Genomic DNA, 13,538 nt, shown 5'->3' with positions numbered 1-13,538 from the left:
GCCGGCAGGGTGCGCAGCAGTTTGTAGTAATCCCATGGGCCCTTGGATTCCTGCGGCGTCTTGACCTGCACCAGATACATATCGTGGATCATGCGGCCATTACGCAGCACCTTGCCGCCTTGGGCGAACATGTCGTTCACCGGCATGGCCCGCATCGTTTCGGCCACCTTCACACCTTCATCGGTGCCGGCCTTTTCCACCGCCTTGAGATAATGCCGCACCGCTGAATAGGTGCCGGCCTGCGGGCCGCTGGGCTTCTTGCCGGTGCGCTTCTCAAATTCGGCCGACCAGGCGCGGGTCTCCGGCGTGCGGTCCCAATAAAACGACGTGGTGAAATTCAGGCCCTGGGCCACGCGCAGGCCCATGCTGTGCACATCGTTGATGAACACCACCATCGGCACCAGGCGCTGCTTGCCGCGACCGATATCAAATTCCGCCGCCTGTTTCAGCGCATTGATGGTGTCGCCGCCGGCATTGGCCAGCCCGATCACATCGGCCTTGGAGCTTTGTGCCTGCAACAGGAAGGAGGAGAAATCGGCATTGTTGAGCGGATGCCGCGCCTCACCGATGATCTTGCCGCCCAGGCTTTGCAGCATCTGGCCGGCATCGGCCTGCATGGCATGGCCAAAGGCATAATCCGCAGTGACAAAATACCAGCTCTTGCCGCCTTCCAGGAATACCGCCTTGGCGGTGCCGACCGAGAAGGCATAAGTATCGTAGGTCCACATGAAGCCGGTGGGCGAGCAGGCCTTGCCGGTCAGCGCCGTGGTGGCGGCGCCGGATACCAGGCTGACCTTGCCTTTCTGTTTGGCCACTTCCTGCACCGCCAGCGCCACCGAGGATGTGGGCAGGTCGGCGATCACATCCACCCGTTCCTTATCGAACCATTGCCGGGCAACGGCGGAACCGACATCGGGCTTGTTCTGGTGATCGGCGGAAACCAGTTCAATCGGCACGCCGTTGATCTTGCCGCCGAATTCCTCCACCGCCAGGCGCGCAGCCATGATCGAGCCGGTGCCGCTGGCATCGGAATAGACACTACCCTGGTCGGTCAGCACACCAACCACGATGGCATTGTCGGAGATCTGCGCTATGGCCGGTGCGCCAGCTAACAAGGCGGGCATCGCGGCAATCAGACTGGCAAGGCAAAGGCGGTACTGCGGCATGGTATCCTCCCGGCATTTTTATGCTGCCTGAAGCATGGCGCGGATGGCCTGCCGGCGCTCAACCCGGAGCGCACAAAATCATGCACCAGAATGCGACAGTCTCAGACTGCTGGGGCTGTGGCCATACCGGCGGCGGAAGGCGCGGCTGAAATGCGTGGCGTGATTGAAGCCTGTGGAGAAAGCAATATCGGTCAGGCTGCGGCCCGCCTGGCGCGGGTCACTCAACAACCGATGACACTGCGCCAGCCGCGCTTCCAGCACATGGTCGCCCAGGCTGCGGCCAGTGGGACGCAGCACCTGATGCAGATAACGTACCGAAATGCCGGTGGCAGCGGCCACGGCTGCGGGCGACAGGTCTGCCGCCAGATTCTGCCGGATATGGCGCAGGATACGGGCGCGATGCGCCGCCCGCACGGCGCCGTCATCAGCCTCTGCATCACCCGCCGGCTGGGCTAGCAGGAAGGCCACCAGATCAAGCAGCCGCTCGCAGAGGAAATCCGCCTCGGCTTCGCTACAGCTCGGCAGGGCGGCGGCCACCTGATCGGCGAAGCCCGCCACCAGCGACGCCTTGGCGCCGGCTTCACCCAGGCTGAATTGATAAGTGGGTGCCAGATGCGGCAGACGCTGGCGCAGCCTGGCCACCGGGATCATCACATTGGCGGTATCGAAGCCAGCCACATCATGCGAGCGATAGGGGATGCCGTTTGACAGCAGATAGAGATTGCCCGGTCGGAGCAGCAATTCATCTTCAGCCGTGCTGATCTGCCACGGGCCATGCACGGGCCGGCTCAAAGCATAAAACTGATCAGAAAGCGCCGCGAGATTGCGCCGCGTGCGGATCAGGCTATGGCCGCGATAGGACACGCTGTTGAAGACCAGCCCGCCCATCGACCGGCTGAGGATCGAGCCGGCCAGCGGCTGCCGTCCGCCCGGCTCGATCTCGATGGCGCCCCAGATGCCCGACAAGGCAGCGCGCCACGCTTCGGCGCGCTCTGCCGCCCCTAGCTGCTCGGTCGAGAAGCGAAGCTCGCGCATCTGGCGTCCTGGCTGCCCTGCCTAAGCCGCCGCCTTGGCCGGACGCCGCATGTATTGCAGCCCGGCCAGCGCAAAGGTGAGGACGATGCCGGCGATCTTGAGCTGTTCGATATGCTGCGGGCCAACAAAGCCGAACATCGCATCCAGGATCGACGGGAATAACAGGAGCGTGCCGGCCAAGCCGAAGCCGATGCGCATCACCCCCTTGGCGAAGCCAAACAGGTAGCCCTGGGTGGCAACGCCATAGGCAAAGATGCCGATGCAGGTGCTGATTGAAATCCACAAGATTTGCAGCCAATTGCCATCCTTCGGCATTTCCAGCAACAGGCCGGTACCAAGCGGATCAAGCACAAACACAAACGGCACCAGGAAGGCCGGCAGGGTGTATTTCCAGCTTTGCAGGGTGGTGGTGTAGGGGCTGGCGCCGGTGATGGCGGCGGCGGCAAATGGCGATAGCGCCGTGGGCGGCGACACTTCCGACAGCACTGCATAATAGAAGATGAACATATGCGCGGCGTAATCCGGCACACCAAGCTGGATCAGCGCCGGCGCCGCGATCACGGCGCAGATGATGTAGGATGCGGTAACCGGCACAGCCAGGCCGACGATCCACACGATCAGCGAGGTATAGACCGCCGTGAGCACCAGACTGCCGCCGGCATAAGCGATGGCGATGGCGGAGAATTTCAGCCCCAGGCCGGTGAGCGTGACCACGCCGACAATGACGCCTGCTGCGGCGCAGGTGGCCGCCGTGCCAAGCACACCAACCGAACCGGCGGCCAGCGCATCCACCAGTTTGCGCGGCACCAGCGCCGTATCGCGGCGGCAATAACTGACCGCCACCGCCAGCACCGTGGCCCAGAACACGCTGAGCACCGGCGAGAAGCCGAGCAGCATCAGCACCACAATCGAGATCAGCGAGGTGAAGTGATAGCCGTAGGTTTTGGTCAGGCCCCACAGGCTCTGGCGCTCACCCAGCGGCACGCCGGCAATGCCATATTTGCCGGTATCCAGTTCCACCATCACCAGCAGGCTGAAATAGTAGAGAATGGTGGGAATCGCCGCCATGCGGATCACGTCGAGATACGAAATCTTGAGGAATTCCGCGATCAGGAAGGCCGCCGCGCCGAGCACCGGCGGCGAGATGATGGCGCCCAGGCCACCGGCCGCGAGCAGGCCACCGGCCGCTGCCGGCAGATAGCCGGCGCGCTTCATCATCGGCCAGGCCACCGAACCGATGGTGACGGTGGTGGCCACGCCGGAACCTGACGGGCCGCCGAGCAGGAAGGAAGACAGCACAATGGCGCGGCCGGTCGAGTTGGTTTTGCCGCCCAGCGCCGAGAAGGAGAAATCAATGAAGAATTTGCCGGCGCCGGAAAATTGCAGGATGGCGCCGAAGATGGTGAACAGGATGATCAGGCTGGAGGAGACATCCACCGCCGTGCCGAAAATGCCTTCCAGCGTCATGTACAGATGGCCGACCAGGCGATCAGGATCATAGCCCTTATGGGTCCAGGGCGACGGCAGATAGGGGCCGAACAGGGCATAGAGAATGAAGCAGCCGGCCACCACCGGCATGATCCAGCCCGTGGTGCGGCGCGTGGCTTCCAGCACCAGCAGAATGAACACCGCGCCCACCATCATGTCGGTCTGGTTCGGCAAGGTGGCGCGGTCGGTCAGGTCTTCGCCGCCATCCAGCAGATACCAGATAGTGGCGATGCCGATCAGCGCCGTGAGCACATCCCACCAGCGGATACGGTCGCGGAAGCGGCTGGCAATCGGAAACAGCAGAAAGGTGAGCAGCAGCACAAAGCCAACATGGATCGGGCGCAATTCCTGCGTCGGCACGATGTCGTAGGCGGCATAGAGGTGAAACAGGGTCATCACCACGGCCAGGCCGGTGATCAGATAGCCGGTCCAGCCCGACAGGCGATTGGCGGCGCCTTCTTCCTGCTCGATATATTCCTCAACCTTGCGCTGAACGTTTTCGTCCAGGCCTTCGGTGATCTTGCCGCTCTCGCTGCCGCTCATATCGCCGCCCCCTCTATGTAATTTTTATGCCACCCTATTAAAACAAACCCTGCCCCGGCGGCACCGGGGCAGGGTTCAATCGCAACGCCTGCCGGCGTGGCGGCTTACTCGGTCTTGATGCCCTTCTCGGCAAAATACTTCAGTGCGCCGGGATGGAACGCCACCGGAGTATTCGCCTTCTTCTGGGTTTCCGGCTTGATATTCTTAGCCTCGCCATGCACCTGCGCCAGTTCATCGCGCTTCTCGAAGATGGTCTTGACGATGTTGTAGGCCACATCATCCGGCATCGAATCATGCGCCAGCAGGATGTTCCACACGCTGGAAATCGCGTTGGCCTTGTCCTGGCCCGGATAGGTGCCGGCCGGAATTGTGCCGGCGGCATAAAGCGGGCCATATTTGGCATTCATCTTCGGCACCAGATCGGAATGATCCACCAGCTTGATCTTGGTGCCCGGCGTGGCGGCAAGATCGGTCACCGCTGCGGTGGGCAGACCGCCGACCCAGAAATAGGCGTCGATCTTCTTGTCCTTCAGCGCATTGGTCGATTCGGCAGCGCCGAGACGCTCACGCTTCACGTCCTTGTCCTTGTCAAAGCCGGCGGCTTCGAGCACGCGGAAGGCCATCACTTCGGTGGCCGAACCCGGCGAACCGGTGGAAACCCGCTTGCCCTTCAGATCGGCGAAGCTGTTGATGCCGGTGCCGTCAACCGAAACCACATGCATGATGTTGGGATACAGCACCGCCAGCGCCTTGTGCGGCACCATGTTGCCCTTGAACTTGTCTTCGCCGCGCGAGGCATCCAGCGAGGCATCGGCCATCGAGAAACCGATATCGGCCTTCTTGGCACCGACCAGCTTCAGGTTATCAACCGAACCGCCGGTGACTTCCGCAGTAGCCTGCCAGCCCGGCACATATTTGCTGAGCAGATTGGCCAAGCCGCCACCCATCGGATAATACACGCCGCCGGTGCCGCCGGTGGCGATCGACAGATTCCGCGACTGGGCTTGCGCCGTGCCGGTGAGGGCAATAGCGCCGAGCAGCGCGAAACCAAACATAATCCGCTTCATGGTTCGTTCCTCCGTTTATGGTCTTCTGTTGGAATAGCGGGTCTATTCTCTGGCCGACTATAAAAGTTTAGGTCGCCGCTGCCAACCTTGCTTTGCGCGTCAGATTCAACAGCAGCGGCAAGGCATAACTGGCGCTGATCAAAGACCAGGCAACTGCCTCGCGATTGCTGCCGCGTTCAATCAGCACCACCATCACTGCCGAACAGAGCAGCAGCCAGGCCAATGCCTTTTCCAGCAGCAATCGTTGCGGTGCAGCGTCAGTTGCAGCAAAAGCCTGGGCCAGCGACCAGCCGCGGCTGCGATCATACAGGCCGAGCAGCAGCAAACCGGCCATCGGCAGCAAGGCATAATCAATTGGAAAATCGCGATAACGCCCGGCCACGCTGAGCATGATATTCTGATAGAGCGCATAAAGCGCAAAGGCCGTGAACAGCCATTCGCCCAGCCGCAAACGATATAGCCGCGTGAATTCAGCCAGCTTTTCGGCGGAAATCGTGTGATTGCCGAGCGGCAGATAAAGCGGCGCAAAATTCTTGATCTCACCGAGCCGCGCCGCCAGGCCAATGAAGCGCACGGATGGCGGCGCGCGGCCGGCCAGGCGATCAATACCCTCGGCAAACAGCAGCATGGCAAAGATGGCCTGGCCGGTCAGCATGATGATGAATTCAGCGAAACGCAGGTTGCTGAAATTGTGGCTCAGACCATGCTCGATACAAGCCGCCAGCGCGGCGCCACCAAGCTGTGCCAGCAGGATTCCAGCCAGCATACGCAGCGGCGGCAGCGCCACCAGGCGATTGACCTGCAATACCACCAGGATCAGGCCGATAAGGCTGGCCAAGGCGGCATAGATTGACCAATTCGGCAATTCCGACAGCCTGCCATCGGCCGCGTATTTCGGATGGCGCAATTCATCCAGCAGGCCCCAGGCGCCGCCGACAGTGCCTTCCAGCGCCACTTTCCAGGGCTGGTCGAAGGCTTCCACCAGATTGTAATCCATGCCCTTGGCATCGGCGAGGCGAAGGAAATCGCTGATGAAGCTGGCCGCCTCATGGCGTGACGGCACGGATTCTCGGCGCGAGCGGCCGAGTGATGGCCAGCCGACTTCGCCGATCAGGATCGGCTTGCCCGGCAGCCGCGCCTGCACGATGTTGTAGACATCCAGGATATGCGGCATCGAATGATCAACCGCAATCGGCACATCCTCCCAATAGGGCAGGAAATGCACGGTGACAAAATCCACTTCGTCGAGCAATTGCGGATTGCGCAGCCAGAATTCCCACACATCGGCATAACTGACCGGCTGCTTCACCGCCGCCTTGACGCGGCGGATATAGCCGATCAACTGATCGACGGTGAGGTCTTTGCGCAGCAGCACCTCGTTGCCGACGATGACGCGCTTGATCGTATCGGGATAGCGGTTGGCCTGATCAATCAGCGCCTCCACTTCCTGCTCGTTGATATTGGCCTTGGCGCCAAGCCAGGCGGAATGAATCACATCCAGGCCATGGCGCCGCGCCAGTTCCGGCACGGCTTCAAGCCCCTCGCGCGAGGTGTAGGTGCGCACGCCACGCGCCACGCCGCGCACGGCGGCAAGATCATCGTTGATCTCGTCGCGGCTTGGATAGACCTGGGTGAGCGGGCTCTGGCCACGCTTGAATGGCGCAAAGGACACGCTTTTCACCAGGCCGATAGCCTCGCCCGGCGCCGTATTGCCAAACGGCAATGGCCGGTTCGGCCACCACCAGGCAGCGGCATTCAGCATCGCGGCAAAGCCGAGAAACAACAGCAGATACAGGAAACGGGTGGCCGGCGTGGTCATCGTCGGTCTCTACAAATACGAGCAGGCTCGGCGCGGATTAATCCGCGCCGGCACTGGGGTTGGGGGAACCGGCTTTCGGCAGGGCGAACAGGCTGGGCACCGGCGCATTCTTGGCCATGGCTTCCGGCTTGCGGAAACGGCTCTTGGCGGTGGAGATCATCGCCAGCGCCAGCGTTGCGTAATACGGCATTGCCTGAGCCAGCATCACCACGCCCCAGAGCCGTGCTTCCGGATCCTGGCCGCCCTGGAAATTCCACATGGCGATGCCGGCAGCGGTAAGCAGCGCGCCGAGCAGGCTTTCCTCGCGGGCAATGATCATCGCTTGCACCAGCGCCGGCTGGTTCTCATGCTTCGGCGTGCGAATGAAGGGCAGCTTCGATGTGAACAGGCCGGCCAGCATCGCCTTGGCAATGGTGTAGGTCAGCGCCAGGCCGGCCAGGCCGGCGCCCATACGCTGGCGGAAACTGCACGGCACGCGGATTTTATAAAGCCACAGGAACTGTGCCACCTTGGCGGCAAATACCGCCACCACCGGCAGCAGGAACAGGCCGAGCGGCAATTCAAAATATTTCGGCATCACCAGTACACCAACGGTCCAGGCCAGCGAGGCGATGGCGAAGACCAAGCCAAGCGCATCGGCGAACCAGGGCAGCCAGCCGGCGACAAAGTGATAACGCTGCATCGGATCAAGCTTGCGCGTATCGCCCGGCAGCATGTCGCGCCAATGACGCTTCAAAATCTGCACCGCGCCATAAGCCCAGCGATAACGCTGGGTCTTGTAGCCGCCGAAACTGTCGGGGGTCAGGCCATAGCCGAAACGGGTGTCGGTATAGGCGCTTTTCCAACCGCCAGCGAGCAGGCGCAAGCCCATCTCGCTATCCTCGCAGATGCACCATTCCGCCCAAGGGCCAACATGGTCAATCGCGGCCTTGCGCACCAGGGTCATGGTGCCATGCTGGATGATGGCGTCACGTTCGTTACGCTGCACCATGCCGATCTGGAAAAAGCCGGCATATTCCCAATTGATATACTCCTTGAAGGCATCTTCCTTCCAGTCGTAGTGATCCTGGGGCGCCTGCACAAAACCAACATCCGGGCGATCAAAATACGGCACCAACGCCCTGAGCCAATCCGGCTCCACCAGATAATCGGCGTCGATCACGCCAACAACTTCGGTATCCGGCGCCATGTTGCGCAGCGCAAAATTCAGCGCGCCAGCCTTGAAGCCGGTCAAAGGCGCAACATGGAAAAAGCGGAAACGCGCACCCAGCGTGGCGCAATGCTGCTGCACCGGGCGCCACACCGCCTCGTCCTTGGTGTTGTTATCGATCACCAGCACTTCAAAATTCGGATAATCCAGGGCTGCCAGCGCATCCAGTGTCTGCTTCAGCATCTCCGGCGGCTCATTGTAAGCCGGCACATGGATCGAGACTTTGGGCCAGTGGCTGCGCGAGAGATCGTTCTTATGCGGCAGGAACAGGCGTTGGCGCCGGTTCGACCAGATCACCTCCGACATCTCCAACCCTTCCGCCAGCACCATGATGAACAGCATCACCAGCAAGGGCAGCAGCATGGCCCACATCAGCGCCACGCCGGGGCTCATATAAGTGCGGAAGCCGGCATCCACCACCCAGACAATCGCCGAGGCCACCACCTGGATCAGCGTGCCAAAGAACAGCCGGCCCGAAAAGCGCAGGTCGCTCCAGCGCGCCAGGAACCAGATCATCAAGGGCAGCGCGATCAGGATACTGCCGGCGGCAAGCTGCGGCCAATGCGGGCGATCCTCCACCGGGCCGATCATCGGGAATTTCGGCGTGCGGTCGGCATTGTAGATGCCCCAATAGGCGCCGACGCTGCCTTCGATATTGCGCTTCCAGGGCTGATCGAAGGCTTCCATGATGAAGTAATCAAGGCCGCGCTGATTGGCGATATTGAGGAAGCCGCGCAGGAAGGTGGCCTGGCTGGTCGGGCTAGGGACTGCTTCACGCCGGGTGCGGCCTTCCGACGGCCAGCCGATTTCCGTGATCACCACTTTTTTGGTGGGATGCGCGTCCTTGACCTGCTGATAGCGGCCAAGCGCATATTCCACCGCCTTTTCCGGCGACTGGCCTTCCCAATAGGGCAGCAGATGGATGGCGATGAAATCCACCTCGCGGCCCAATTGCGGATAACGCAGCCAGATATCCCAGGTCTCGGCGGTGGAAATTTCCACGCCGGTGCCGGCAAGCTCGGTGCGCACGCGGCGGATATACTGGATCAGGTCGGTGATCGGCATGTCGAGCCGCAGCATGGTCTCGTTGCCCACCAGCACACGACGCACATTGCGGTTCTGCTTGACGATGTTGACGAGGTTGGCAATCTCCTCCTCGTTCCGCTCCAGCCGGCCATCGAGCCAGATGCCTTGCATCACGTCGAGGCCATAGCGGCTGGCAATCGGCGCAATGTCGCCCTGGCCATCCAGCGTCGAGTAGGTGCGCAGATGGCGCACCTTGCTCGACAATAACTGCAGGTCGCGGTCGATCTCCTCGGCCGAGGGGAACTTTTTCTGGTTCGGGCCCTGGTCAGCCTGGAATGGCGAATAATCGACGCCATTGATCAGCTCGCCCCAGGGACGCGGCTCCACCGGCGGATTCACGTAAATCCAGCCAGCGAGATTGACGGCGAAAATCAGAAGAAGGACGAACAGTCCCGAATAGCGCATGGCTGCCTGCAATGCTGATACGATGATGATGTTTGCCGGAAACGGTTAAGCTTTACGCAACAGAAGCACACGATGAAGCATTACCGGCATCCTCGCTTTTCTGCGGCGCCGCCAGCACCGGCGCTACAGGAAATAGACGTGGAATATGGCGGCTTTACGGCGCTGCCGGACTATAGCGCCGAGCACCCGCCAGAGTCGAGTGCGGCTTTGCCGGCACCTTGCCTCACCAGCCGCTGAAGCGACCGAGATAGCCACCCTGCCCAGCGGCGCCCATACAGGCTGCCACCCCCTGGTTGAAGGCGGTGCGGTCATAGATCGGCTCCCAGGTGAAGCTGCAATTTTCCGGCCCCCAGCGGGTGCGGCAATGCCGCTCGCCATTGCGGTCGCGGTAACATTCCCGATAGGGCTCGCGCCGGCATTCGCGGACCGGGCGGTCGCCGATATGGCGGATCAGCGGCGCATTCAGGGCGCTGCAATTCTGATATTCGGCATAGGCTGCGTGGCAGGCGGCGCGATCCGGCGCTGACATGCATTGGATATCGGCACAGGCCGCCAGGCCAAATATCAAGCCGCCACCAAGTATCCACCGCCCCAGCCGCATCGCCGCCTCCCCGGCCGGGATCGTCCCGGCACGACTGTATTGCCCTGAATTTTCGCCACTTTGGCGACCGAATTGCGGCGAATTGAAGGTATTCAACCCGCGAGATGGTCGAGCGGCAGCGGCGCCGCCGTCTTGATGATGCGGATGGCGAAATTGGAGCGGATATCCTTCACCATGTTGAGGCTGAGCAGACGCTCATTCAGCACCCGCTCATAAGCCTTGAGATCGGGCACCACCACCTCAACCAGAAAGTCGGCTTCGCCAGAAACCATATGCGCCGCAACCACTTCCGGGATTGCCGCCAGCGCCTGCTGCAATGCCTTGGAAGCTTCGATGAAATGCCGCTCGGCCTTGATCTCAACAAATACCGTCATGCCGAGGCCAACCTTGTCGCGATCGAGCAGACCGCGATAGCCGGTCAGATAGCCCTCGGCCTCCAGCCGCTTGACCCGGCGCAGGCAGGGCGATGGCGATAGGCCGACGGCTTCCGCCAGCTCCACATTGCTGAGCCGGCCATTAGCCTGCAAGGCCGCCAGAATGGCATGATCGAAACGGTCTAAACCCGATTGCGACATAATCACCTCTATTTTTAATATTATTTGGCATCATATGCCAATTTCACTCGGAATTCGGCATAAATTCGCAAGGACATGCCAGCCTTTCCCGGCAACAATGCCGGCATGACCCAACCCAGCGCCAGCACCTCCCCACCCATCGCCGCCACCGCCCTGCCGCTGGCCGGCATTCTCGCCGCCCTGGCCACCGTGCTGCTATGGGCCGCCGGCCTGGCGGTCACGCGCTTCGGCGTCACCGGCTCGCTCAGTGTGTGGGATGTGATTTTCCTGCGCCTGACCCCGCCGGCCCTGCTGCTACTGCCGCTGCTCTGGCGCCTGGGTCCAGGTTTTGCGCCAGGCCGTTCCGGGCCGGTGGCGTTGATGCTGCTGGGCGCCGGCCTGCCCTTCATCTGCGCCAGTTCGATTGGCACCCTGTTTGCGCCCACCGCCCATGCCGGTGCGCTGATGCCGGGTAGCATGCCGCTTTTCACCGCCTTGCTGGGCTGGCTGGTGCTGCGCGACCGCCTCGGACGCGGCCGGCTGATCGGCCTGGGCCTGATCCTGGCCGGCGTATTAGCGCTGGGCGGCTATCATCTCTTTGCCGGCAGCGCCGGGCTGTGGCGCGGTCATCTGCTATTCCTGACCGGCGGCCTATTATGGGCCACCTATACCCTGGCGGCGCGGCAAAGCGGGCTTGGCCCCTGGCATGCTGCCGCCGTGGTTTATGTGTTCTCTGCCCTGGCTTATCTGCCGATCTATTTTCTGGCCTTGCAGCCCCGGCTGCTGATCGTGCCGGTTTTTGAGATCGGCGTGCAGGCGGTGCAATCGGTGCTGTCCGGCCTGCTCAGCATGTACACTTTCGGCTTTGCCGTGCAGAAGCTGGGCGCCGGCCGCGCCGCTGCCTTCGGCGCCCTGGTGCCGGCAATGGCGGCGCTGCTGGCGATTCCGTTGCTGGGCGAATGGCCTGAACCGATAACATGGGGCGGCATCCTGCTGATCGGCCTGGGGGTGGCCCTGGCAAGCGGCGCCTTCATTCGCCACAATCACACCTAACCAGTATGCAGGCTAATATGTCCAACATCCCGCTCAAGCTACCCGTCGCTTCCAGCCGCAGCGAGATCGAAATCTACCGCATGTGGCGCATCTATAACGCGCTTCAGGAACGCTTGGCGCGTGGTGAGGACGTGATCAACCTGCTGGTGGGTGAACCCAGTTTTCCGCCGCCCAGCCGCGCCATCGCCGCTGCTGAAGCCGCATTGCATGCCGGGCCAATACCCTATACCGAGGCACTGGGCCTGCGCCGGCTGCGCGAAGGCATTGCTGCGTTTTACCAGCGCCGCTACGGGCTGGCCATCCCGGCGGCACGGATCGCCGTTACCATCGGCTCGTCCTCGGGCTTCATGCTCAGTTTTCTGACAGCATTTTCGGCCGGCCAGCGCGTGGCGGTGGTGGAGCCGAGCTATCCGGCCTATCGCGGCGCCTTGCGCGCCCTGGACCTGACGCCCTATCGCATCGGCACCGATGCCGCCACCGGCTTCCGCCCCACCGCCGCGATGATCGAGGCATTGCCGGCCGATATTGCTGGTGTGGTGCTGGCCAGCCCGGCCAACCCGACCGGCACCATGCTGAGTCGCGACGATCTTGCCGCCCTTTATGCTGCCTGCAAACAGCGTGGCCTGTGGCTGATCGTGGATGAGCTTTATCATGGCGTCAGTTATGGCGCGCCCGCAGCCACGGTGCTGGAACAGGGCGACGACGCCATTGTGGTGAACGGATTTTCAAAATACTGGGGCATGACCGGCTGGCGGATCGGCTGGCTGGTGCTGCCTGAAAGGCTGGTGCCGCGCGTGGAAGCATTATCCGGCAGCTTGCAGATTTCCGCGCCGACATTGTCGCAGATTGCCGCACTGGCGGCATTGGACTCGGATGACGAGATGGCCGGGCGGGTGGCGCAATATGCCCGCAACCGGCAGCGGCTGCTGGATACATTACCCGGCCTGGGCCTTGACCGTTTTGCGCCACCGGATGGCGCCTTCTATCTGTATTGCGACATCCGCGCTTTCAGCGACGACGCCGAAGCCTTCTGCCGCAAGATGCTGGACGAGACCGGCGTGGTGGCCGCCCCCGGTGCTGATTTTGACACCGAGGCCGGCGGCCATTTCATCCGCTTCTCCTTCTGCGTCGCCCCCTCGGTGATCGACGCAGCCCTGCAACAGCTGGCGCAATGGTTACCAAAACAACAACGGCATTAGCACAAAATCACAAGTTGTTTTATTGCACCGGGTAACGAGTTTGCTATTTTGGAAAAATGCTGCCGGCAAACGCTGGTCGCCCCTTTACCCGGTCAAAGTAATGCTCATGAACAAACCGCAATTTCTCAAGCCGCCGCAGGAATTGCGGCGCAAGGCGGTGAATTTCAAAAACGGCTTTTCGGTCAATCTCACCGATGAGATCAAGACCAAACTGGAAAAGACCATTGCGGCGAAGGGTGATGCCTTCGCCCTAGAGTTGATGGACAAGCAGAAGGCGATGCGCCAGACGATCCAAGGCGCAGGGATCGATAC

Annotated in this window: 11 protein-coding genes; 3 read left to right on the top strand and 8 right to left on the bottom strand. The window is 61.8% G+C overall.

The genetic code is table 11. The features are described 5' to 3' along the window. From KBB36_RS19300 to KBB36_RS19265, 8 genes are all read right to left on the bottom strand, one after another. Positions 1-1,166: ABC transporter substrate-binding protein (locus KBB36_RS19300; protein WP_290984950.1), on the bottom strand; the 1,166-nt coding region annotated here is incomplete at its 3' end. Positions 1,167-1,244: 78 nt separating this feature from the next. After that, on the bottom strand, positions 1,245-2,201 hold the full coding sequence (locus KBB36_RS19295) for a helix-turn-helix domain-containing protein (protein ID WP_290984947.1): 957 nt from the start codon (positions 2,199-2,201) through the stop codon (positions 1,245-1,247). 21 nt (positions 2,202-2,222) lie between these two features. Continuing rightward, positions 2,223-4,232 carry a TRAP transporter fused permease subunit gene (locus KBB36_RS19290; protein WP_290984944.1) on the bottom strand — a complete coding sequence of 670 codons (2,010 nt, stop codon included), beginning with the start codon at positions 4,230-4,232 and terminating at the stop codon, positions 2,223-2,225. Between the two features lie 104 nt (positions 4,233-4,336). Beyond that, on the bottom strand, positions 4,337-5,299 hold the full coding sequence (locus KBB36_RS19285; RefSeq protein WP_290984941.1) for a TAXI family TRAP transporter solute-binding subunit: 963 nt from the start codon (positions 5,297-5,299) through the stop codon (positions 4,337-4,339). Between the two features lie 67 nt (positions 5,300-5,366). After that, positions 5,367-7,118: a hypothetical protein gene (locus KBB36_RS19280; protein WP_290984938.1), complete on the bottom strand. Its 1,752-nt coding sequence runs from the start codon at positions 7,116-7,118 to the stop codon at positions 5,367-5,369. Between the two features lie 37 nt (positions 7,119-7,155). Next, a complete protein-coding gene (locus KBB36_RS19275) occupies positions 7,156-9,819 on the bottom strand; it encodes a glycosyltransferase (RefSeq protein ID WP_290984935.1) in 2,664 nt (887 codons plus the stop codon). Between the two features lie 223 nt (positions 9,820-10,042). Beyond that, positions 10,043-10,420 (bottom strand): hypothetical protein, encoded by a 378-nt coding sequence (locus KBB36_RS19270; protein WP_290984932.1) that lies wholly within the window; start codon positions 10,418-10,420, stop codon positions 10,043-10,045. Positions 10,421-10,512: 92 nt separating this feature from the next. Further along, positions 10,513-10,995 carry an Lrp/AsnC family transcriptional regulator gene (locus tag KBB36_RS19265; RefSeq protein ID WP_290984929.1) on the bottom strand — a complete coding sequence of 161 codons (483 nt, stop codon included), beginning with the start codon at positions 10,993-10,995 and terminating at the stop codon, positions 10,513-10,515. A 105-nt stretch (positions 10,996-11,100) separates the two neighbouring features. On the opposite strand from KBB36_RS19265, the gene KBB36_RS19260 reads away from it, so the two are divergent. The 3 genes from KBB36_RS19260 to KBB36_RS19250 all read left to right on the top strand — a co-directional run. Further along, a complete protein-coding gene (locus tag KBB36_RS19260; RefSeq protein WP_290984926.1) occupies positions 11,101-12,027 on the top strand; it encodes a DMT family transporter in 927 nt (308 codons plus the stop codon). Positions 12,028-12,044: 17 nt separating this feature from the next. Next, on the top strand, positions 12,045-13,226 hold the full coding sequence (locus KBB36_RS19255) for an aminotransferase class I/II-fold pyridoxal phosphate-dependent enzyme (RefSeq protein ID WP_290984923.1): 1,182 nt from the start codon (positions 12,045-12,047) through the stop codon (positions 13,224-13,226). 106 nt (positions 13,227-13,332) lie between these two features. Beyond that, the coding region (locus KBB36_RS19250) for a hypothetical protein (RefSeq protein WP_290984920.1) at positions 13,333-13,538 on the top strand (206 nt) is incomplete at its 3' end.

Source organism: Ferrovibrio sp. (assembly GCF_017994015.1).
Classification (GTDB): domain Bacteria; phylum Pseudomonadota; class Alphaproteobacteria; order Ferrovibrionales; family Ferrovibrionaceae; genus Ferrovibrio.
The sequence above is the reverse complement of the archived record's forward strand: the minus strand, read 5'-3'. Positions and strand labels throughout refer to the sequence as shown.